Source organism: Nocardia panacis (genome assembly GCF_003598715.1).
GTDB classification, from domain to species: domain Bacteria; phylum Actinomycetota; class Actinomycetes; order Mycobacteriales; family Mycobacteriaceae; genus Nocardia; species Nocardia panacis.
Window position 1 is genome coordinate 196,600 of the sequence record NZ_QZFU01000045.1, and the last position, 18,567, is coordinate 215,166.

Sequence of the window (18,567 nt, forward strand, 5' to 3'; positions counted from 1 at the left end):
AGCTACTGCGGTGTCAGAACGAAGACGGGAATCTGGCGATCGGTCTTGGTCTGGTAGTCGGCATAGTCGGGCCAGACCGCGACGGCCCGCTCCCACCACACCGCCTTCTCGTCGTTGAAGACCTCGCGGGCGGTGTAGTCCTTGTTGACCTCGCCGTCGCGCAGTTCGACATGCGGTTCGGCTTTGACATTGTGGTACCAGACCGGATGCTTCGGCGCGCCGCCGAGCGAGGCGACGATCGCGTACTCGCCGTCGTGCTCGACCCGCATGAGCGGGGTTTTGCGCAGCTTGCCGGATTTCGCGCCGCGGGTGGTCAGCAGGATGACCGGTACACCGCGCAGGGTGGTGCCGTCGGCGCCGCCGGACCCCTCGATGGTGTCGGCCTGTTCGCGTGCCCAGTCAGAGGTGCTGGGTTCGTACTCTCCTGTCAATGGCATGGCCGGGGCAACGCGGTGCGGATCACAGTTATTCCCGGCGAAGTTGGGTGGACCGAACTTTCTTGTCCGCTTATCCTTAGCGTATGGCTACTGTTCATCCCGCCGACATATCCGCCGATACGGTGGACATCGCGGGGAGCGCGTGGCCGCGCTACAAGCTCGAGGCGCTGGCCGCGGCGGCGGTCATCTGCCTGATTCTCGCGGTGGTCACCGGGTCGATGCAGGTCGCGGTGCTCGCCGCCGCCGGTGTCGCCGCGCTGCGCTGGGTGACCGGTTCCGCCCGCCATAGGATCGAGCGCCGCTGAGATTCGCCCGTGTCGTGCACGGGATGGATAGCGATCGGCTACTAAAGTTCCGGATATGTCGTGCAACCATGTCAGGGCATTCGTGGTCAGTGGCTGTGCCATCGCGACTTGCGCGTTGGCGATAGGTTCCGCGACACCGTCGCGGGCGGAGATCATCAGTATGGCTCCGCATGAACGGTCTTTCGTCGCACCAGGGGGCGATATTCAGTTCGTGGTCGGCGCCCGCGAGGAGTTCATCAGTCGGCTGCCGCCGCTCAATCAGATGGGCACCACCCGTGAGGCGCTGGTGAGCGTGGTCGGCTACGGCAAGGCGGACGGTGCGGCGGCGGGCAAGCTCCGGGTCGGCTATCACGTGGGGTGCGCGGCGACCATCGGTCCACTCACGCTCGGAGCGACGCCGCATCTGCTGCTCGGTTTGGGTGCTGGGCCGAGCGTCGATCCGGCTCCGACGATCGCCCTCAACCTCAATCCCGGCGAGGTGAAGGAGGTGCCGATCGTGGATAAGGATATCGTCCCCGGCAAACTCACCCAGCTGAGCGTGCGCGATTTCCACATTGTGGTCAATTCCTGTTCCGGGCCGGTCAGCATTCGCGAATATACCTACGCCGATGTGAAATCCGCCGAAGTGGACGACTCCGGCGCGGTTTTCGGCGATCCTACTTGGCTCTGATTCGCCCGATTCGCATTAACGCCATCCTCCCGCCCGCGATCTACGGGTAGTCGAGTACGCGGGTTTCGACCGGCGTCCTTAGGGAGGATAAGCCCATGAAACGGCTGGTTGTTTGCTGTGACGGAACCTGGAAGGCCGAATCGAGCACCACGGTCTCCAATATCATCAAGATCGCCGAGACGGTGACCTTCGACGCGCCCGGCCCGCTCGGACAGCGCATTCAACAGTGGGTCAGCTACGTATCCGGACCCGGTGCGCGCGGCTTCCTCGCGGATCGGCTGATGGGCGGCGCGTTCGGCCTCGGCCTGGAGGCCAATCTGTCCGCCGCGTATTGGCATCTGGCGCTGAACTGGGAGCCGGGCGACGAGATCTACATCTTCGGCTTCAGCCGCGGCGCGTATACCGCGCGCAGCCTGGCCGGGTTGATCCACCGGGTCGGGTTGCTCACGCCCGAGGCGATGATTCGCGGCGCGTACCCGGAAGCGATGCGGATCTACCGGCAGGCCCCGCCGACGGACGGTGTGGAGCCCGATCAGTGGCGTACTTTCCGACGGGACAATTGCCAATACCCGATCAAGATCAATTTCCTCGGGGTGTTCGATACCGTGGGCGCACTGGGAATTCCGGGACTGACCGCGCGCAGGCACCGCTTCCACGATGTGAAACTCACCGGGAATGTGCACTGCGCGCGGCAGGCGCTGGCCATCAATGAGCGTCGCCGCGTTTTCGAGCCGTGCCTCTGGACGATCCCGGTCGAGCCGAATATCAAGTACAGCAGGCGGATCGAGCGGGTCAAGCAGGTGTGGTTCGAGGGTGTGCACAGTGATGTCGGCGGCGGCTACGCCGAATCGGGTCTGTCGGATATCACGCTGCACTGGATGATTCGCGAGGCCGAGGCGATCGGGCTGGTCTTCGATCGGGAACGGCTCGATCGTCTGGCCGCCGAATGCCGCGCGCAGGACCAATACCTGGACCTGCACGACTCGCTGTCGACCCCGTACCGGGTGCTCAACGCGCTGCGCACGCTGCGGCAGCCGAGAAATCCGCGCTTCCAATGGAATTCGTGGCGCAAGCTGGCCAATCCCACCGACCAGTGCGTGCGCGTCGCCTCCAGCACCCAGGACGCGCCCGACTACGCGCCGCCCAATATTCGGCACTGGCGCGACGAATTGGGCGGTGCGTTCCCGGAGGAACTGATCGAGAAGACCGCCGTGGTCAGCGCGCACTAGGGCGCGGGCTCATCGCACCAGCAGCGCCACCGGGAGGCGGGCGAACAACTGCTCCAGCCGGGCGGCGCCCTGGAAGGTGTGGCCGGTCAGGCGGTCGGTCCAGGAGCCGTCCGGCAGGGTCAGCGCGGTATCGCCCCAACCGGATTCGGCCAGTCCCAGGCTGTGCCGGGTGGCGGCGACCACCACTTCCGGTTCCGCGCCGAGCCTGCCGCGCGCGTAGGACACCAGGCGCGCGGACTGCTCACCGGTCGCGAACAGCGGCAGGTAGCCACCGCCGACGAAACAGTCCGGGCGTTCGCGGCGCAGCCACAGCGCGTAGGCGACGATCCACATCTTGGCCGCGCCCGTGGTGTCGAGCGCCGGTGTGCCGGTGAGGGATTGCAGCAGACCCGCGCGCGCCGCGAAATCCACCGGGCGGCGATTGTCCGGGTCGACCAGGGAGTCCTCCCAGAGCTCGCAGCCCTGATAGATATCCGGAATGCCCGGCCCGCACAGCTGAAGCAGCTTCTGTGCCAGGGAATCCGACCAGGCGTGCGGGGCCAACTCGTGGGCCAGATCGCCGAGTTCCATGCCGACGGGACCGTCGACCACCTTGTCGACCCAGGCGTGCACGGCGGCCTCGAACTCCGAATCCGGCTCCTCCCACGAGGTGCGCACGCCCGCCTCGCGAATCGCCTTCTCCGCGAACAGGTGCAGCCGCTCGCGCAGACCCGGCACCGAGGACGCGGGTCGGCCGTCGGCGGGCCAGACGCCGAACATGTTCTGCAACAGGAACAGTTCGGTCGCGCCGTCGGGCGCCGGGGTGGACTCGTGCCAGGACTCCACGGCCCGCGCCCAGGTGTCGGCGGCCTGCGACAGCACCCCGACGCGGGCGCGCACATCCTCGCCGCGCTTGGTGTCGTGGGTGGACAGCGTGGTCATGGTGGCGGGCCAGCGCTGCGCCCGCTCGCTGTTGGCGAGGTGGAACTCGTTGAGCGAGTGCCCGAATCGGGCCGGATTGCCGCCCACCTCCTGCAGCGAGACCAGCCGCGCGGCCTGGTAGAACATGGTGTCCTCGACGGCCTTCGCGGTGATCGCCCCGCACACCTGGCTGAACCGCACCGCAGCCTCGCCCTCCGCGCCCAGCGCCGCCACCAGCACCGACAGCGGCGCGGTGAGTTCGCTGTTGCGCTTCTCCACCTCGGCGATCACCGCACCCGTCATACCCGCCAGCGGCGCGTAGTCCACCCGGTAGACGGGCATGAAGGCGAGCACCTCGATGGTCGCGTTGGTCAGCGCCATGGTGTCGAAACCCGCGGCGCCCGAGTCGCGCTTGATCGCGGCCACCAGCCTGCGCACCTCCGGCGCGAGAATGCTCTCGGCGACGGCGCGTTTGATGCGGTGCTCGGTCTCGCCGATCCAGGCGCGGTCACTGCCGTGTCCGGCGAAGCGGCGCGACAACTCGGTCAGCGTCGCCTCGCCCGCCGGGTCGATCAGCACGCCGCCCACATCGGCCAGCGCGTCGTAGCCGGTGGTGCCGTCGATCGGCAGGGTCGCGTCGAGCGGTTCGCGATTGGCCAGGATCTTCTCCACCAGCAGCAGCCGGTGCGGACCTATGACGCGGCGCAGCCGCGCCAAATAGCCTGCGGGATCGGTCAATCCATCCGGATGGTCCACCCGCACGCCATCGATCAGGTCGTGTTCGCACCAGGCCGCCAGTTCGCGGTGGGTCAGGTCGAAGACCTCCGGCTCCTCCTGGCGGATCGCGGCCAGCGAGCCCACCGCGAAGAACCGGCGATAGGCGCACACGCCCGCCTTCCAACTGACCAGGCGGTAGTGCTGGCGGTCGTGGATGCGCAGGGCATTGTCGCCATCGGTGCCCGGCGCGATCGGGAAGCGCAAATCGTGCAGGGCGAGCATGGGTTCGGGACCGGAGCGGTCCACCGTCAGCGCGGCCGGATCGTTCTCGCCCTGGAGCACCGGCAGCGCGAGCCGACCGCCCGCGCCATTGCCCGGACTCCAGTCGATATCGAAGAACCGCGCGTACGTCGACTCCTTCCCGTCGCGCAGCACCTCCCACCACCACGCGTTCTGGCGCGGGTCGGCCACGCCGACGTGATTGGGCACCAGGTCGATCAGCAGACCCATACCTCGGCTGCGCACCTCGTCGGCGAGTGCCTTGAGACCGTGCGGGCCGCCGAGCGCGGCCGAGACCGTGGTGGGGTCGGTGACGTCGTAGCCGTGCGTCGAGCCGCGCGCGGCGGTGAGCACCGGCGACAGGTACAGATGCGAGATACCCAGTTGCTGCAGGTATTCGGCGATGGCGCGGGCCTCGGTGAAGGTGAGCGCGTCGGGACGCAGTTGCAGGCGGTAGGTGCTGCGAACCGTCGTCGGGCGGGCGGGTTTGCGGCGCGGCATGCGCGAATCGGTGTGGTGCGTCTCGGTCATAGTCGTATCGGTCATGCGGTGCGGCGGAGGACGAGCAGGCAGCGGTCGGGCAGGGCGAATTCGATGGCGGCGTCGTGGGCGTTGAAACACAGCAGGAATTCGGCGTCGGTGACGCGCTCCCCGCGCGGACCGGGCTCCGGGATGGCGCGCCCGTCCAGGTGCACGGCCAAGGATCTGCCGAATCCGTTGTCCCAGTCCGCCGCCGCCATCTCCTTCCCGGAGGGGGTGAGCCAGGAGATATCGCGGGGGCGGCCCGTGGGGCGACCCGCCAGGAAGCGGCGGCGGCGGAAGACCGGATGCGCGGCGCGCAGCGCGATCACGGTGCGGGTGAAGGCGACCAGGTCCGAATTCTTGTGCAGCAGTGACCAATCCATCCAGGAGAGCGGGGAGTCCTGACAGTAGGCGTTGTTGTTGCCGTGCTGGGTGCGGCCCATCTCGTCGCCGTGCAGCAGCATCGGGGTGCCCTGGCTCAGCACCAGGGTGGCGAGCAGATTGCGACTCTGCCTGGCGCGCAGCGCATTCACCCGCGGGTCGTCGGTCGGACCCTCGACGCCGCAGTTCCAGGAACGGTTGTCGGCATTGCCGTCGCGGTTGTCCTCGCCATTGGCCGCATTGTGTTTCTCGCTGTAGGACACCAGGTCCCGCAGGGTGAACCCGTCGTGCGCGGTGACGAAGTTGATACTCGCACCCGGCCTGCGCCCGGTGGCCTCGTAGAGATCGGAGGAGCCGGTGAGGCGGGAGGCGAATTCGCCGAGGGTGGCGGGTCGCCCGCGCCAGTAGTCGCGCACGGTGTCGCGGTATTTGCCGTTCCATTCGGTCCACAGGCTCGGGAAATTGCCGACCTGGTAGCCGCCCTCGCCCACATCCCACGGTTCGGCGATCAACTTGACCTGGCTGACCACCGGATCCTGCTGCACCAGATCGAAGAAGGTCGACAGGCGGTCCACATCGTGCAGTTCACGGGCCAGGGTGGCGGCCAGATCGAAGCGGAAGCCGTCCACCCGCATCTCCAGCACCCAGTAGCGCAGCGAATCCATGATCAGTTGCAGGGTGTGCGGGTGGCGCACATTGAGGCTGTTGCCGGTGCCGGTGTAATCCATGTAGTGGGCCGGATCGTCGTCCACCAGGCGGTAATAGGCGGCATTGTCGATCCCGCGGAAGGCGATGGTCGGCCCGAGGTGATTGCCCTCGGCGGTGTGGTTGTAGACCACATCGAGGATGACCTCGATACCGGCGGCGTGGAAATCCCGCACCATCGCCTTGAATTCGGGGACGGCCGCGCCCGCGCGCGGATCGGCGGCGTACTCGCGGTGCGGGGCCAGGTATCCGAAGCTGTTGTAGCCCCAGTAGTTTCGCAGACCCCGGTCCAACAGCATCTGGTCGTGCAGGAACTGGTGCACGGGCATGAGTTCGATCGCGGTGACGCCGAGATCGAGCAGATGCGCGATGACGGCGGGATGGGCCAAACCCGCGTAGGTGCCGCGCAAATGCGGTGGCACGGCGGGATGGGTCATGGTCATACCGCGCACATGCGCCTCGTAGATCACCGTCTGGTGGTAGGGCCGCTTGGGTGCGCGGTCGGTGCCCCAGTCGAAGTACGGGTTGACCACCACGCCGGTCATGGTGTGCCCCAGCGAATCCAGGCCCGCGGTGTGCAGCGAGGGATGTCCGTCGAACGCGCCGTCGAACGCCTTGCCGTACGGGTCGAGCAGCAGTTTGCTCGGGTCGCAGCGCAATCCGCGCTCCGGATCGAAGGGGCCGTGGATGCGCATGCCGTAGCGGCTGCCAGGGCCGACGCCGGGGAGGTAGGCGTGGTGGACGTAACCGTCGACCTCGTCGAGCCGAACGCGGGTCTCGTCGCCGTCCGCGTCGATCAGGCACAGTTCGACCGCGTCGGCCACCTCGGAGAACACCGAGAAATTGGTGCCTGCCCCGTCGTAGGTCGCGCCCAGCGGGTAGGCCGCGCCCGGCCAGACACCGAGGGGTGTCGCGTCACCGGTCGCTGGGTCGGGCTGGGCCATGGCAACGACCCTAGCGTCAGCCGTGGGCGGCCCCGCGCGGGCGGGGCGTCAGTGCCGAGCGCCGCGCCGGATTCGGTCGGTCGATGGCGGAATCGGTGCGGGTCAGCAGCTTTCGCGGTTCGACGCGGATAGTCGATGTCCGAACTGTGCCCGGAATGCGCGGCGATGCTAACTTGAACACCGTTCAGGAACGGATTGCGAGGACCCCGTGACATTGACCCAGGACGACATCTCGGCCATCGACGCCGCGCACGTCTGGCATCCCTACGGCGGATTTCCCGCCAGCACCGACCCGCTGGTCGTCGCCTCGGCGGCGGGCACCCGACTCACTCTGGCCGACGGCCGCGAACTCGTCGACGGGATGAGCTCGTGGTGGGCCGCCATCCACGGCTACCGGCATCCGGTGCTCGACGCCGCGCTGATCGAACAGGCCGGGCGGATGAGCCACGTCATGTTCGGCGGACTAACCCACGAACCCGCGGCCCGACTGGCCGAATTGCTGGTCGAATTGACCCCGGCCGGGCTGGACAAGGTGTTCCTGTGCGACTCCGGATCGGTCTCGGTCGAGGTCGCGGTGAAAATGTGCCTGCAGTACTGGCGCTGCCTCGGGCGGCCAGACAAGCGGCGGATGCTCACCTGGCGCGGCGGCTACCACGGCGACACCTTCGTCCCGATGAGCGTGTGCGATCCCGACGGCGGCATGCACGCGCTGTGGACCGATGTACTGGCCGAACAGGTCTTCGTGCCGAGGCCGCCGCGCGAGTACGAACCCGAGTACGTGGCCGAACTGGAGCGCGCCTTCGCCGCGCACGCGGCGGAATTGGCGGGGATCATCGTCGAACCGGTGGTGCAGGGCACGGGCGGTATGCGCTGGCACCACCCGCGCTACCTCACCGAACTGCGCAGGCTGTGCGACGAATACGGGGTGCTGCTGGTCTTCGACGAGATCGCCACCGGATTCGGTCGCACCGGAACCTTCTTCGCGGCCGACACTGTCGGGGTGCGTCCGGATGTGCTCTGCGTCGGCAAGGCGATCACCGGCGGGTATCTGACACTGGCCGCCACGCTGTGCACCGCGTTGATCGCCGAGACCATCAGCGCGGGTCACGGCGGGCTCATGCACGGGCCGACCTTCATGGGCAATCCGCTGGCCTGCGCGGTCGCGGTGGCCTCGATCGAACTGCTGCTGCGGCGGGATTGGCGGGCCGAGGTCGCCGGTATCGAGGCGGGACTGCGTGCCGAATTGGCGCCGATCCGGGAGACGCCCGGCGTCGTGGACGTGCGGGTGCTCGGCGCGATCGGCGTGGTGGAGCTGGATCGGCCGGTCGATCTGCGGCGGACCACCGAAGCCCTTGTCGCGTCGGGTGTTTGGTTGCGACCGTTCCGGAATCTGATCTACACGATGCCGCCGTTCATCAGCAGTGCGGCCGATATCGCCGCCATCGCGCGCGGGATGGCGGCGGCCGCCGCCATTGGAACTTGAACACTGTTCAAGTAAGCTTCGGTGCTGTGACTATGGATCCGTTGCACTGGCTCGACGAGCGGGCCGACACGCGAAGGGCCGCCGGGCTGCGCCGCGAACTACGACCCCGAGCGGCCGAAACACCCGCCATCGACCTCGCCTCCAACGACTACCTCGGGCTGGTTCGCCATCCCGAGGTGCTCGCGGGTGCGATCGCCGCCGTACACCGCTGGGGCACCGGCGCCACCGGTTCGCGACTGGTCACGGGAACCACCGAGGACCACGCCCGACTCGAACAGGAACTCGCCGAATTCGTCGGCGCCGAAGCCGGATTGGTCTTCTCCTCCGGCTACACCGCCAACCTGGGCGTGGTGACGGCGCTGGCCGGACGCGGCGCACTGGTGGTCTCGGACGCGGGCTCGCACGCCTCGCTGGTCGACGCGTGCAGGCTGTCGCGGGCGCGGGTGGCCATCGCGGCGCACCGCGATCCGGCGGCGGTGGATCGGCTGCTCGCGGCGCGCACCGAGGAGCGGGCGCTGGTCCTGACCGATTCGGTGTTCAGCGCCGACGGCGACCTGGCCCCGCTGGTCGAACTGCATCGCGTCGCTCGGGCCAACGGCGCGGTGCTCGTCGTGGATGAGGCGCACGGCCTCGGCGTCCGCGGCCGGGGCGGCCGCGGACTGGTGCACGAACTCGGGCTCTCCGGCGCGCCGGATCTGGTCGTCACCGCGACCCTGTCCAAATCCTTTGCCGCCCAGGGCGGTGCGGTGCTGGCGAGCGAACGGGTGCGGGCACACCTCGTCGATGCCGCGCGCACCTTCATCTTCGACACCGGACTGGCTCCGGCGGCGGTCGGGGCCGCGCGCGCGGCCCTCGCGGTGCTGCGCCGCGAACCGGAACTCGCCGGGCGGGTCCGCGAGCGCGCCGCCGCGCTGGCCCGCATCGCCGGTGTGGGAGAACCGGATTCGGCGGTGGTCCCGGTGATCCTCGGCGATGCCGCCGCGGCCTTCGATGCCGCGCAAGCCTGCCGCGGTCTCGGGGTCGAGGTCGGCTGCTTCCGTCCGCCCACTGTTGCGGAGGGGACCGCACGGCTGCGGTTGACGGCGCGGGCCGATCTGACCGATGCCGAACTCACCGTCATCGCCGGTGTCCTCGGCGAGGTGTTGGATTTGGCGCGCGAGCGGGTGGCCTCGTGAGCGTGCTCCTCGTGACCGGAACCTCGACCGAGGTGGGGAAGACGGTGGTCACCGCCGCGCTCGCGGCGGCGGTCGCGGCCACCGGCCGATCGGTGGCGGTGTGCAAGCCCGCGCAGACCGGAGTCGGTCCGGGCGAGGCGGGGGATCTGGCGGAGGTCGAGCGCTTGACCGGGATCGGCGGCGGGTTGGAACTGGTGCGATACCCGGATCCGCTCGCACCCGACACCGCCGCGCGGCGCGCCGGTATGGCGGAATTGACCCTGGCCGAAACGGCCTCGGCCATCACCGATTTCGCGCGGGCGGACGTCACGCTGGTGGAGGGTGCGGGCGGATTGCTGGTGCGGCTGGGCGATTTCACACTGCTCGAACTGGCGCAGCGGCTGGGTGCGCCGGTGCTGGTGGTGGCGGCCGCCGGACTCGGCACCCTCAACCACAGCGAATTGACCACGCGCGCACTGGCAGCCGCCGGGGTGCGCTGTGCGGGACTGGTCATCGGGTCCTGGCCCGCGCGACCCGACCTGGCGGCGGCATGCAATCGCGACGATCTGCCCCGACACACGGGGATCGAGGTGGTGGGTGCGGTGCCCGAGGGCGTTGGGGCGTACTCGCGGGAACGGTTCATCCAAGCCGCGCCGGGCTGGTTCGCCCCCGGGTGGCTCGCGAGCGCTCCCTGAGTCACTGCCTGCCGGGTCGCGCAGTAGTGCTCAGCGGATGACGTCGTCCGCGCGCGGCACGATGGTGGACGGCGGCGCGAGGCGCCACAGCTCCAGTTGTTTGCGGATCTGTTCGGCCGCATCGATATTCAGCGGGCCGCTGGTCCACATGGCGTAGGGGAGATCGAGGAAGCGGTTCTCGGTGACGGCGCGCAGTTGGTTGATACCGGGTTTGGCGCGCAGCAGGGCGAGCTTCTCGGCGAAGCTCTGCGGCGGGTAGTCGACGAACATGATGGCGTCGGGATCGGCGGCGGCCAGCCGCTCCCAGGAGACCCTGACCCAGGTGTCCTGGACGTCGGAGAGCACATTGCGCCCGCCCGCCGCCTCCAGGATCGCCTGCGGCGCACCGAAACTGCCGCTGGACATGAGGGTGTCGCTCGCGCTGTCGAACAGGAAGATATTCGGGCGGCGTTCGGCCTGCGGCGCGGCGCGCAGGGCGGCGAGCCTGGCGTCGAGGTCGGCGGTGACCTCGACGGCGCGCTCGGTGCGCCCGCTGATGGCGCCGAGATTGGTCAGGTCGGTGCGCAGCGCGGTCCACGGGTCCACCACGCCGCGCGCGCTCGAACCCGCGTGCTGACGGCAGCTCTCGGTGAGCACGTACGCGGCGATCCCGTCCTGGCGCAGGGAATCGGGGGTCAGGTTCTTGGCCTCGTCGTAGCCGTAGTTCCAGCCCGCCACCACCACATCCGGCCGCTGGGCCAGCACGGTCTCCCGCGACGGATACTGCGGGGCAACGGTTTTCAGGGAATCCACGGCCGGGCCGTAGTGGCGGCGCAGGGTGTCGGCGTCGCGTTGCAGACTCGACACCGCGGCCACCCGGTCCTGTGCGCCGAGCGCCAGCGCCATGGAGATCATATTGCCGTCATTGACGAACATTCGCTGCGCGGGCGCCGGAAAGCGCTGCTCCACTTCGCAATTGCGCAGCGTGATATCGCCGGCCCGGACCGTCTCGGCCTGCGGGGCGCCACAGGCCGCGAGCGTCGCGGTGAGGGCGCAGACCGCCAGAATTCGGGGGAATGGGGTCATGGATTCGCCTCTCGCGCGGTGATGAGCAGGTGGGATTCGCCGGTGTCCGGATGCGGGACCCGGATCGCGCGCACCCCGAAGACGGTGTCGAGCACCTCGGTGCGCAGCGCCGCCTCCGGCGCCGCCAACGGATGGGCGGCGCCCTCGTGCAGCACCAGGATTCGGTCGCAGTACCTGTCGGCCATGGCCAGATCGTGCAGCGCCATGACGACGGTGCGGTCCAGGGTGCGGGCCATCCCCAGCAGCGCGAGCCGATGGGTGATGTCGAGGTGGTTGGTCGGTTCGTCCAGCAGCAGCAGCGGTGTGCGCTGAACGAGCGCGCGCGCCAACAGGACTCGCTGTCGCTCGCCGCCGGAGAGCCGATGCACCGGACGGTCGGCGCAACCGGTCAGGTCGACGGCGGCGAGCCCTGCGGCGACGACGGCGCGCTCCGCCGCCGAACCAGCGCCCCACGGCGGTAGATACGGGGTGCGGCCCAGCGCGACGACCTCGCCGGCGAGCAGATCGGCGGGCGGTTGCTCGTCCTGGGCCACCATGGCGACCGTCCTGGCTCGCTCGCGGCCCGAGAGTTCGTGCAGCGCGCGCCCGTTCACCAGCACTCGGCCCGAGGTCGGCTTGCGCACACCGGCGAGCACGCGCAGCAGCGTCGTCTTGCCCGCGCCATTGGGGCCGACTATGCCGATGGTCTCGCCCGCGCGCACCGTGAACGAGATATCGGAGACGACGGTCTTGCGTCCTGCGGCGCAGGACAATTCGCGCACCTCGACAATGGCGGTCACTGCGCGCCGCCGAATCGGTACCGGCGCCGTCCCAGCAGGATCAGGAAGGCGGGCGCGCCGACCAGGCCCGTGAGCACACCGACCGGAATCTCGGTGGGCCGCACCAGCACCCTGGTCGCCGCATCGGCAACCACCAGGAACAGCGCCCCGGTCAGCACGCAGACCGGCAGTAGTCGCCGATGGCGTGGACCCACCATCAGTCGCGCCGCGTGCGGCACCACCAATCCGACGAAGCCGATACCGCCCGACACCGCGACCAGCACGCCGACCAGCACGGCGAGCAGTCCGAACAGTCCGATCCGCAGTCCGCGCACCGGAACGCCCACGGACGCTGCGGTTTCCGCGCCCAGGTGCAGCGCGTCCAGCCACCCACCCGCCGCCAGCAGGATCAGCCCGCACACCGCGACCACCGCGAGCGGCAGCCCGACCCGCGTCCAATCCGCGCCTGCCAGACTGCCGAGCAGCCAGAACAGCACGGACTGCGCGGCCGAGGGTTCGGCGCTGCGGAAGATCAGGTAGCTGCTGAACGCGGAGAACGCCGAACCGAGGACGGTGCCGGTGAGCACCAGCCGCAGCGGCGTCAATCCGCCCTGGGCCATGGCGACCGCGAAAACCAGTGCGGCCGCGAGGAATGCCCCGGCCAGCGCGCCACCGGACAGTGCCCACACGCCCGCGCCCGCGAACAGGCCCGAGGTGATGACCGCCGCCGCGCCGACGCCCGCACCCGAGGACACCCCGAGCAGAAAGGGATCGGCCAGCGGATTGCGCACCAGCGTCTGCATGGTCGCGCCCGCGAGGGCCAAGCCCGCGCCGACGAGGGCGGCGAGCAGGGTGCGCGGCACCCGCAACTGCCAAACGATGGTGTCCAGTCCGGGATCGTCCGGGATTCGGCCGGTCAGTCGGTGCGCGAGCACGTCGACCACGGCCGAAACGGGGAGATTCTCCGAGCCGAATCCGGTCGCGACGATCATCGCGGCGCACAGCAGCACCCCGAGGACGGGCAGGACGACAGCGATACGAACCCGGATCACGGCCGAGACTCCACAGGCAAAACGCGGCCTTTCGCGGGGCGTACCCGGTGGGGGAGGTCTGACTCTCGCCCGAGGGCGATCACAGTGGCGCGACCGTTCCGGAATTGCACCGGATTCCCGCACCCGCCGAGGATGACGCCAGAACTCTACCGGGCGGTTCGATTTCGGGTTTGTCCGGGATAGACGAAATCGTCGACCGGCATTCGTGGCAGGGCGCGCCACGCGTGCCTACTCTGGATGAATGCTGCCGATGGACGATCGGCACCCGTCCACCGTCAGCGACCGGGATGACGCGCGCCGAGACGAGTGCCGCGCGGCCGGCGCCGAATTCGCCGGGACCGCACTGAATCTCAGCGCACCCGCTCGCCCAGCAGATGCCGCACACCCGCGATGAACAATTGCAGCCCGAAGTCGAAACGCGCGGTGGGGTCCGAATCGTCCTCCAGCGGGGACGCGCCCTCGGGTAGCGCGCCCGCCGAATCCATCTGCATGCGTGACTGTTCGTCCACGGTCTGACCGAGGACGTAGTACAGCACGGTGTAGCCCGCCAGTTCGGCCTCGTGCCGGGGCATGCCCGCGCGAATGGCCGCGCTCACCAGGCGTTCTCGGCCCTTGCTGGTGGTGAGGCGGGAGGCGTAGGTGGACGACACCAGTTCCGCGCCGTCGCGGTAGGCGAGCAGGCATTCGCGCAGTCGGTGCGCCAATTCGGCGACCTGGCCGGACCATTCCTCGGCCACGACCGGGTCCGCCATCGGGGTGAGGATCCGATCCGCGACCGCGCCCAGCAGCGCCTGCTTGTTGGGGAAGTGCCAGTACAGCGCGCCCGGTTGCACCTGGAGCGAGCCCGCGAGCCTGCGCATGGTCAGATCGGCGAGCCCGTACTGATCGAGTATGGCGATCGCGCCGTCGACCACGTCCGCTCTGTGCAGTTGCACCCCGGTGCCCTCCGATATCCGTATGCGGCGCCTGCCGCGTGTTTCGACATGGACGCAGTGTTTTTTTGACGCGCCTTCGTCACTACCCTAGCCTGAACGCTGTTCAAGTTTCCCGGCCTTGTTCCGAGAAGGGAGTCGCGCAGTGACTCAGGCACCCGTCCACACCGACATTCTGGCGGTAGCCCGCGATCAGGTGTTAGAGCGCGGGGTCGGTTTGACACAGGAGCAGACCCTGCAGGTGCTGCGCCTCGACGACGACCGACTCGAAGACGTGCTGGCCCTGGCCCACGAGGTCCGGATGAAGTGGTGCGGCCCCGAGGTCGAGGTCGAGGGCATTATCAGCCTCAAGACCGGCGGCTGCCCGGAGGACTGCCACTTCTGCTCCCAGTCGGGCCTGTTCCAGTCGCCGGTGCGCGCCGCCTGGCTCGATATCCCCAGCCTGGTCGAGGCCGCCAAGCAGACCGCCAAGACCGGCGCGACCGAATTCTGCATCGTCGCGGCGGTGCGCGGTCCGGACGCGCGGCTCATGGCGCAGGTCGCCGCGGGTGTCGAGGCGATCCGCAACGAGGTCGACATCCAGGTGGCCTGCTCGCTCGGCATGCTGACCCAGGAGCAGGTCGACCAATTGGCCGCGATCGGCGTGCACCGCTACAACCACAATCTCGAGACCGCGAAATCGCACTTCCCGAATGTGGTCACCACCCACACCTGGGCCGAGCGGTGGGACACCCTGCGCATGGTGCGCGCGGCCGGTATGGAGGTGTGCTGCGGCGGCATCCTCGGAATGGGCGAAACGCTGGAGCAGCGCGCCGAATTCGCCGCGCAGTTGGCCGAATTGGAACCCGACGAGGTGCCGCTGAACTTCCTCAACCCCCGGCCGGGCACCCCCTTCGGCGACCTGGAGGTGCTGCCCGCCGCCGACGCGCTGCGCGCGGTGGCCGCCTTCCGCCTCGCGCTGCCGCGCACCATCCTGCGCTTCGCGGGCGGGCGCGAGATCACCCTCGGCGACCTGGGCGCGAAACAGGGCATTCTCGGCGGCGTCAACGCCGTCATCGTGGGCAACTACCTCACCACCCTCGGCCGCCCCGCCGAGAAGGATCTCGATCTGCTCGGCGAGTTGAGGATGCCGATCAAGGCGCTCAACGAAACCCTCTGAACCCGTGAGTACTGTCATGGGCATGGACGCCCGCTACAACCCGTTCACCGGCAGACAACTCGAACCGGGCGGCGCGGATCGGCTGCCCGCCGCCGCCGCGCTCGGGCTCGAGGCGCCGCGCTACTGCGCGCACTGCGGTCGCCGGATGATCGTGCAGGTGCATCCGGACGGTTGGTGGGCGAAATGCTCCCGACACGGTGTGATCGATTCCGCCGGAACGGAATTGCGCTAGTGCGGGCGCGCGAGATCCGGGCGGGCCTTTTCGTCTTCGGCGCGGTGGTGCTGGCCAGTGCCCTCGGCGGGGCGCTGTGGGCGTGGTTGGCCCCGCCCGAACAACTGCTGGTCGTGGAGGCGGGGCGCGGCGCGGCGCTGACGGGGGAGAGCGCGCACCGCTTCGACGGGGTGGGCATCTACATGCTCATCGGCGCGGTCATCGGCGCGCTCGCGGCGGCGGGCACCTGGCGTTGGCGCAGTATGCGCGGACCGGTGCTCCAGGTGGGACTGCTGCTCGGCTGCCTGCTCGGCGCGGTCGTCATGGCGAAATTCGGTGAGCAGGTCGCCGAACTGCTGTATCCGCGGCCGCGCAATCCCGCTGTCGGACAGATCGTCACCCTGCCGCCGGAGGTGGTGCTCTCGCCCGATGTGGCGGGGCGCCCGCCCGCGGCGCTGCCGCTGGATCTCGGCGCGTGGATGGCCTGCCTGATCCAACCGCTGCTGGCCTCGGCGGTGGTGTTCTTCCTGGCAGTATTGAGTCCCACTGAAGATCTGGGATCCGGCAGGCGGCGCGCTTTCGGGGCCGATGATGCCGGGGCGTCTACCTTTGTGCCGTACGGTCCGCCGCCGAGCGGGCCGGGATATCGGCCCGTCGGCGAGGAATCCGCGCGCGACTATCGCTGAGCCGACGCGATATCGTCTGCCGTATCCGCAATGCCGCATCCGTTCCCGGCCTGAATCCGGTGGCGTCGCGGATCGACCGTCTCTACCCTGGGTCAGCCGGAATACGCAGACCTGAAGGGGGCCGGTGATGCGCGAAGAGGAGCCGACGCGGTCCGTGGCGGAGCAGCCGCGGGAGCGCGCGGATTTGACGGCGTGGCGGCGGCGGGCAGAGTTGCGGCGCAGCAGTGCCGCGCAGCCGCTGCCCAACAAGCGGCGGTATCGCCGCGGCGCCAAACACCGCAAGTCGGCCGAACACTGAAGCGCGCCTTCGAATTCGAACGGCGCGGCGTCGAATGTGTCGATGCGCGTTCGGGTTCGCGGCTCAGGTCGGTGGCCGCAGGGCCGCGAATTCGTCGGTGACCCGGATACCGGAATCGGTGTAGCGGTAGACGGCGGCGGGGCGTCCGCCCGCACGGCCGGGTGCGCGGGTCGCGCCGGTCGGGGTGATGACGGCGCGCCGGGTCAGGACGCGTTGCAGATTGGTGGTGTCCACGTCGTAACCCAGTGCGGCGCAATAGATCTCCCGCAGCGTCGACATGGTGAAATCGGCGGGGGCCAAGGCGAAGGCGATATTGGTGTAGGAGAGTTTGGCCGCCAGCCGGGTGCGGGCGTGCTCGACGACCGTCCCGTGGTCGAAGGACATGGCGGGCAGTGCCGACACCGGATGCCAGGCGGTGTCGTCGGGGAGTTCCGGTTCGGCGGTCAGCGGCACCAGGCCGAGATAGGCCGAGGCGATGCGGCGCGGACCCGGCACCCGGTCCGGCGCGCTGAAGACCGACAGTTGCTCGAGATGTGCCAGTTCCCGCACATCCACCTTCTCGGCGAGTTGGCGGCGGGCCGAGGTGTCCAGATCCTCGTCGTCGCGCAACCGACCGCCCGGTAGCGACCAGGTGCCGCGCTGTGGATCGAGTGCGCGCTCCCACAGCAGCACCGCCAGTTCGGTGCGCTGATTCGGCGGGCAGCGGTGCGCGGCCGCAGCCGCGCGGTCGTTACCTGCGCGGATGGTGCTGGGGAAGCGGCGAACCTGGAACACGGCGGTGAGCGTTTCGTGGATGGTGCTACTATGGGGCACGTTTTCGATTATAAGTCGAAAACCTGGTTGGGTGCGAATCGGTGCTCTGGCCGACGCACGAGGAAGGGAGCCATCATGGCTACGGTGGGTGTGAAGCCGGTCGCTCCGGCACTGGGGCAGGTGGTCGACGGACCCGGCGGATATGCCGGAGTGGACGCGACACCGGAGTGGGCGGCCGAGATCAAGCGACTCGCCCGCGAACGCAATGCGACGATCCTCGCGCACAACTACCAATTGCCCGCGATCCAGGACGTCGCCGATCACGTGGGTGATTCGCTGGCGCTGTCCCGCATCGCGGCCGAGGCCCCGGAGGACACCATCGTGTTCTGCGGCGTGCACTTCATGGCGGAGACGGCGAAGATCCTCAGTCCGCACAAGACCGTGCTCATCCCGGATCAGCGGGCGGGCTGCTCGCTGGCCGACTCCATCGACGCCGCCCAACTGCGCGCGTGGAAAGCCGAACACCCCGGCGCGCTGGTCGTCTCCTACGTCAACACCACCGCCGAGGTGAAGGCGCTCACCGATATCTGCTGCACCTCCTCCAATGCCGTGGACGTGGTCGCTTCGATCGATCCCGAGCGTGAGGTGCTGTTCCTGCCGGACCAGTTCCTCGGTGCGCATGTCAAACGGGTCACCGGCCGGGAGAACCTGCACATCTGGGCCGGTGAATGCCACGTGCACGCGGGCATCAACGGCGCCGAACTCACCGAGCAGGCTCGCGCCCATCCCGACGCCGAGCTGTTCGTCCATCCCGAATGCGGTTGCGCCACTTCGGCGCTGTACCTCGCCGGCGAGGGCGCGTTCCCGGCGGACCGGGTGCACATCCTGTCCACCGGCGGCATGATCGACGCCGCCCGCGCCGCCAAGTCGAACCAGGTGCTGGTGGCCACCGAGATCGGCATGCTGCACCAGCTGCGCAAGGCCGCGCCCGGCATCGACTTCCAGGCCGTCAACGAGCGGGCCTCCTGCAAATACATGAAGATGATCACCCCGGCCGCCCTGCTGCGCTGCCTGGTGGAGGGGCGCGACGAGGTGCACGTGGATCCGGAAACCGCGGCGCTGGGCCGCAATTCGGTGCGGCGGATGATCGCCATCGGCAATCCGGGCGGCGGCGAGTAGCAGGTGCCCGCGTCGATTCCGTGCGCAGGCCACTGGCGCGGCGAGCGGAATCG

At 69.1% G+C, this 18,567-nt stretch carries 18 protein-coding genes and 1 pseudogene; 11 read left to right on the plus strand and 8 right to left on the minus strand.

Translation table 11 applies throughout. The features are described from left to right. Positions 1–2: 2 nt before the first annotated feature. The gene (locus D5S18_RS31440) at positions 3–437 is read right to left on the minus strand and encodes a nitroreductase family deazaflavin-dependent oxidoreductase (protein ID WP_120044759.1); all 435 of its coding nucleotides are present in this window, start codon (positions 435–437) and stop codon (positions 3–5) included. Positions 438–520: 83 nt separating this feature from the next. On the opposite strand from D5S18_RS31440, the gene D5S18_RS31445 reads away from it, so the two are divergent. From D5S18_RS31445 to D5S18_RS31455, 3 genes are all read left to right on the plus strand, one after another. Next, positions 521–742 carry a hypothetical protein gene (locus D5S18_RS31445; RefSeq protein ID WP_120044760.1) on the plus strand — a complete coding sequence of 74 codons (222 nt, stop codon included), beginning with the start codon at positions 521–523 and terminating at the stop codon, positions 740–742. A gap of 160 nt (positions 743–902) precedes the next feature. Then, complete coding sequence (locus tag D5S18_RS31450) at positions 903–1,412, plus strand: MspA family porin (protein ID WP_239004113.1); 510 nt, start codon at positions 903–905, stop codon at positions 1,410–1,412. Positions 1,413–1,507: 95 nt separating this feature from the next. Further along, entirely contained in the window at positions 1,508–2,641 is a 1,134-nt protein-coding gene (locus D5S18_RS31455; RefSeq protein ID WP_120044762.1) for a T6SS phospholipase effector Tle1-like catalytic domain-containing protein, read from the plus strand. Positions 2,642–2,650: 9 nt separating this feature from the next. Here the strand turns inward: D5S18_RS31455 and treY are convergent, their stop codons facing one another. Beyond that, a complete protein-coding gene (gene treY, locus D5S18_RS31460; protein WP_439651203.1) occupies positions 2,651–5,068 on the minus strand; it encodes a malto-oligosyltrehalose synthase in 2,418 nt (805 codons plus the stop codon). Between the two features lie 44 nt (positions 5,069–5,112). Continuing rightward, positions 5,113–7,089: pseudogene (glgX, locus tag D5S18_RS31465) on the minus strand (glycogen debranching protein GlgX); the annotation flags it as partial. A gap of 208 nt (positions 7,090–7,297) precedes the next feature. Between glgX and D5S18_RS31470 the strand changes: the two are divergent. From D5S18_RS31470 to bioD, 3 genes are read left to right on the plus strand one after another with little or no spacing between them, the layout of a single operon-like run. Next, on the plus strand, positions 7,298–8,572 hold the full coding sequence (locus D5S18_RS31470; protein ID WP_120044765.1) for an adenosylmethionine--8-amino-7-oxononanoate transaminase: 1,275 nt from the start codon (positions 7,298–7,300) through the stop codon (positions 8,570–8,572). 32 nt (positions 8,573–8,604) lie between these two features. Then, entirely contained in the window at positions 8,605–9,747 is a 1,143-nt protein-coding gene (locus D5S18_RS31475) for an 8-amino-7-oxononanoate synthase (protein ID WP_120044766.1), read from the plus strand. Then, positions 9,744–10,421: a dethiobiotin synthase gene (gene bioD / locus D5S18_RS31480; RefSeq protein WP_120044767.1), complete on the plus strand. Its 678-nt coding sequence runs from the start codon at positions 9,744–9,746 to the stop codon at positions 10,419–10,421. The genes D5S18_RS31475 and bioD overlap by 4 nt, the downstream gene beginning before the upstream one ends. Before the next feature lie 30 nt (positions 10,422–10,451). Here the strand turns inward: bioD and D5S18_RS31485 are convergent, their stop codons facing one another. The 4 genes from D5S18_RS31485 to D5S18_RS31500 all read right to left on the minus strand — a co-directional run bounded on the left by D5S18_RS31485 (position 10,452) and on the right by D5S18_RS31500 (position 14,231). Beyond that, positions 10,452–11,486 carry an ABC transporter substrate-binding protein gene (locus tag D5S18_RS31485; protein WP_203237008.1) on the minus strand — a complete coding sequence of 345 codons (1,035 nt, stop codon included), beginning with the start codon at positions 11,484–11,486 and terminating at the stop codon, positions 10,452–10,454. Continuing rightward, positions 11,483–12,265 (minus strand): ABC transporter ATP-binding protein, encoded by a 783-nt coding sequence (locus D5S18_RS31490; RefSeq protein ID WP_120044768.1) that lies wholly within the window; start codon positions 12,263–12,265, stop codon positions 11,483–11,485. Before D5S18_RS31490 ends, D5S18_RS31485 begins: the two co-directional genes overlap by 4 nt. After that, complete coding sequence (locus tag D5S18_RS31495; RefSeq protein WP_203237009.1) at positions 12,262–13,296, minus strand: FecCD family ABC transporter permease; 1,035 nt, start codon at positions 13,294–13,296, stop codon at positions 12,262–12,264. The genes D5S18_RS31490 and D5S18_RS31495 overlap by 4 nt, the downstream gene beginning before the upstream one ends. 350 nt (positions 13,297–13,646) lie before the next feature. Further along, positions 13,647–14,231: a TetR/AcrR family transcriptional regulator C-terminal domain-containing protein gene (locus D5S18_RS31500; protein WP_120044769.1), complete on the minus strand. Its 585-nt coding sequence runs from the start codon at positions 14,229–14,231 to the stop codon at positions 13,647–13,649. A gap of 142 nt (positions 14,232–14,373) precedes the next feature. Here D5S18_RS31500 and bioB point away from each other — a divergent pair, with 142 nt between their 5' ends. The 4 genes from bioB to D5S18_RS35190 all read left to right on the plus strand — a co-directional run bounded on the left by bioB (position 14,374) and on the right by D5S18_RS35190 (position 16,582). Further along, positions 14,374–15,387, plus strand: coding sequence for a biotin synthase BioB (gene bioB / locus D5S18_RS31505; RefSeq protein WP_120044770.1), 1,014 nt, complete (start codon positions 14,374–14,376; stop codon positions 15,385–15,387). 16 nt (positions 15,388–15,403) lie between these two features. After that, positions 15,404–15,619 (plus strand): biotin synthase auxiliary protein BsaP, encoded by a 216-nt coding sequence (gene bsaP, locus D5S18_RS31510; protein WP_439651204.1) that lies wholly within the window; start codon positions 15,404–15,406, stop codon positions 15,617–15,619. Beyond that, positions 15,619–16,284: a DUF2567 domain-containing protein gene (locus D5S18_RS31515; protein ID WP_239004114.1), complete on the plus strand. Its 666-nt coding sequence runs from the start codon at positions 15,619–15,621 to the stop codon at positions 16,282–16,284. The genes bsaP and D5S18_RS31515 overlap by 1 nt, the downstream gene beginning before the upstream one ends. A 154-nt stretch (positions 16,285–16,438) precedes the next feature. Then, positions 16,439–16,582 (plus strand): hypothetical protein, encoded by a 144-nt coding sequence (locus D5S18_RS35190; protein ID WP_162500999.1) that lies wholly within the window; start codon positions 16,439–16,441, stop codon positions 16,580–16,582. Between the two features lie 63 nt (positions 16,583–16,645). Here D5S18_RS35190 and D5S18_RS31520 read toward each other — a convergent pair whose 3' ends face one another. Then, positions 16,646–17,395: an NUDIX hydrolase gene (locus D5S18_RS31520; protein WP_120044772.1), complete on the minus strand. Its 750-nt coding sequence runs from the start codon at positions 17,393–17,395 to the stop codon at positions 16,646–16,648. Positions 17,396–17,470: 75 nt separating this feature from the next. On the opposite strand from D5S18_RS31520, the gene nadA reads away from it, so the two are divergent. Further along, entirely contained in the window at positions 17,471–18,514 is a 1,044-nt protein-coding gene (gene nadA / locus D5S18_RS31525; RefSeq protein ID WP_120044773.1) for a quinolinate synthase NadA, read from the plus strand. The last annotated feature ends 53 nt before the right edge of the window (positions 18,515–18,567 follow it).